General features: G+C 62.8%; 1 protein-coding gene. It reads left to right on the forward strand.

Annotated elements, in window-relative coordinates; genetic code table 11:
* Positions 1-209: 209 nt before the first annotated feature.
* Positions 210-1,145 carry an IS110 family transposase gene (locus V8324_RS21950; protein WP_336422006.1) on the forward strand — a complete coding sequence of 312 codons (936 nt, stop codon included), beginning with the start codon at positions 210-212 and terminating at the stop codon, positions 1,143-1,145.
* Positions 1,146-1,161: the final 16 nt, after the last annotated feature.

The raw sequence follows: 1,161 nt of genomic DNA on the forward strand, positions 1-1,161 counted from the left end.
TGCTTGTCTTACACTGAACCCGGCTCCTGAGGTATGAAGGAGCCACTGCCCGCCACGCCATTTATGGCGAGCAGTGGCGGCGGCCGGATCGCATAATGCTCGGTCGATAGGGACCGTACGGAAGTATGATCAGCCGCCGTCTTCACCAAAGGGCCTGAACGGATACGCGTGTGACAAATCACGCATGACAAGCATAGGACATGGCGAAGATGACAGAGCATACCATTGGCGTGGACATTTCAAAATCCCATCTGGACGCGTTCCGACTGGAAGATGGCGCGGCGCAGCGCTTCGAGAACTCGGCGGCAGGATTTCGCGCCCTGAGCAAGTGGCTTGGCAAGGCACCGGTGGCACGGATCGTGTTCGAGCCGACGGGGCCGTATCACAAGGCGTTCGAGGCGGCGCTTGGCGAGACGTTTCCCCTGGTCAAGGTGAACCCGCTTCAAGCGCGTCGGTTCACCGAGGCGCATGGCACCCGGGCCAAGACGGACGCGGTGGATGCCCAGATGCTGGCGCGCATGGGGGCGGTGTTCGACTTGGCACCCCAAGCAGCGTGTTCCAGGGAAGCGCGTGCTCTCAGCGACTTGCACGTTGCGCGCACCGGGTTGATCAAGGACCGCACGAGACTGCGCAACCGCGCCCAGACCCATGATATCGCGGTCTTGAAACGCCAGACCAAGGCGCGGCTCGCCCAGGTGGAGCGTCAGATCGCCGAGCTGGACGCCGAGATCGCGGCGCTGATCGAGGCGCGGGAGGCCACGGCACGCAACCGAGATATCCTGTGCTCCATGCCCGGGATCGGTGCTGTCACCGCCGCCGCCATGCTGATCCTGCTGCCGGAGATCGGCACGCTCGAGCGCAAACAGGTGGCAAGCCTCGCTGGCCTCGCACCGATCACCCGCCAATCCGGCCAGTGGCAGGGCAAGGCGTTCATCGGGGGCGGGCGCAAACCACTTCGCGATGCCCTATACATGCCCGCGCTGGTCGCCGTGCGCCACAATCCCGATCTCAAGGCCAAATATGACAACATGCGTACCGCCGGGAAGCCCGCCAAGGTCGCCCTCGTCGCCGTCATGCGTAAACTTATCGAAATGGCAAATGCGCTCGTCAAAGCTAATCGCAAGTGGACCCCGAAAACCGCTTGATCAACACGGATACTTC

Source organism: Roseovarius sp. D22-M7 (assembly GCF_037083785.1).
GTDB lineage: Bacteria > Pseudomonadota > Alphaproteobacteria > Rhodobacterales > Rhodobacteraceae > Roseovarius.

Coding starts and splice junctions, on each gene's coding strand:
- V8324_RS21950 (WP_336422006.1), top strand. CDS start 210: ATGACAGAGCATACCATTGGCGTGGACATTTCAAAATCCCATCTGGAC.